Genomic DNA, 1,158 nt, shown 5'->3' with positions numbered 1-1,158 from the left:
TATCCTTCCCTACTCTTGCTGAAACTTGTGGTCAACACCTTGATAAAGGCATACCTTCAAGCAACAGCGATCAGTTCCTTTTCCGAGATGGCTATGCGGTTGGGTACAACTACAACACCAAAAATGCAGACTGGGTTGCTTACCACATTACCGCGGAAAGCGTGAACATCACCAACAAACGCAGTAACGCCTTCCAAGAAGACACTGAAATGCCGGATTACGCTCGCTCTACCCTAGCAGACTACAAAGGCTCAGGATACGACAGAGGGCACCTTGCGCCGTCAGCGACAATGGATTTCACCCAAGAGTCAATGAAGCAAAGCTTTTTGATGAGTAACATGTCACCTCAACTGCCGGGGTTTAACCGAGTTGGTTGGCGCGTTCTAGAGGAACATGTTCGTGACCTCGCCAATGAGTACAATGAGCTTTATGTGGTGACCGGACCGATTTACCAAGGTAACGAAGGAACAATCGGTAATGGTGTGGCGATCCCGAGCGCATTTTACAAAGTCATTCTTGATCCAAGCTTTGATGAAGCCATTGCGTTCATTGTCCCGCATCGTGATGTTTCAAGCTCTGAGTTAGCCAACTTTATTACCACCATTGACGAAGTTGAACGTCAAACTGGATTAGACTTTTTTGCTCAAACGCCAGATAGCATCGAAGACAACATGGAATCAGTAAAATGGGAAGAGATGTGGCCAACCAACCAGTAATTGAGTGACTGTCGCGATTCCTAAACCGCAATAAAAAAGCGCCTGAAGTAGGCGCCTTTTTGATAATGTTCAACCACATAGAAACGATAACTTAGTGCGGAGAGATATTAGATAGACACTGAATGTGAATCGTGATCTCTTCACGGTCATGATACAGATGCTTCGCTTGCAGCTTGAATTTCACCTTGTTCTCAATCAAGAACATTTTTAGATTTTCAAGATCTTGCAGTACTTCATCGTAACGACCTTTCATTGGCAATTTCAGGTTAAAGATGGCTTCTTTCGCCCAACCTTTAAGCAGCCATTGGCCCATAAGATGTGCCACGCGAGCTGGTTTCTCAACCATATCACACACAATCCAAGTCACGTTCTTGCGGTCTGGTTCGAACTTAAAACCATCCACCATGTGGTGCTTAATTTGACCGGTTTCCGTCAAGCTGTC

2 protein-coding genes are annotated in these 1,158 nt (G+C 45.3%); one reads left to right on the top strand and one right to left on the bottom strand.

Annotation, left to right across the window (positions count from 1 at the left end; genetic code table 11):
- A partial coding sequence (locus R7O12_RS26075; RefSeq protein ID WP_318126954.1) for a DNA/RNA non-specific endonuclease occupies positions 1-716 on the top strand: 716 nt, incomplete at its 5' end.
- A 91-nt stretch (positions 717-807) separates the two neighbouring features.
- Here R7O12_RS26075 and rlmM read toward each other — a convergent pair.
- Positions 808-1,158: 23S rRNA (cytidine(2498)-2'-O)-methyltransferase RlmM (gene rlmM / locus R7O12_RS26070; RefSeq protein WP_318126952.1), on the bottom strand; the 351-nt coding region annotated here is incomplete at its 5' end.

Source organism: Vibrio sp. Vb1574, from assembly GCF_033338675.1.
This window is presented reverse-complemented; position numbering and strand designations above follow the sequence as displayed.